Genomic DNA, 249 nt, shown 5'->3' on the forward strand with positions numbered 1-249 from the left:
TCTGGCAGGCGATCTCACATCTGCGCTGGAACTGGTCGCCATGGTGCAATCGGTGCCGGAAGCTGATCGTGCGGTGGTAAATTTTGGTAAGCGTGATTGCGCCTTCGACGCCGGACTGCCGCAACCAGTCGCCCACTACCGCAACGGCAAATCACTGGCATTTGATCCACAGGCGATTCGCAGTACAGGCATTATGGATCAGCACTGCATGTTGCAACTGTCAGCTAATAGCGACGTGCAAGTGGGGGA

1 pseudogene is annotated in these 249 nt (G+C 56.2%); it reads left to right on the forward strand.

Features of this window, described 5'->3' with window-relative positions:
* A pseudogene (locus FC814_RS22720) lies at nucleotides 1–249 on the forward strand (amino acid deaminase); the annotation flags it as partial.

Origin of the sequence: Escherichia sp. MR (genome assembly GCF_005280595.1) — a bacterium.
Classification (GTDB): domain Bacteria; phylum Pseudomonadota; class Gammaproteobacteria; order Enterobacterales; family Enterobacteriaceae; genus Escherichia; species Escherichia ruysiae.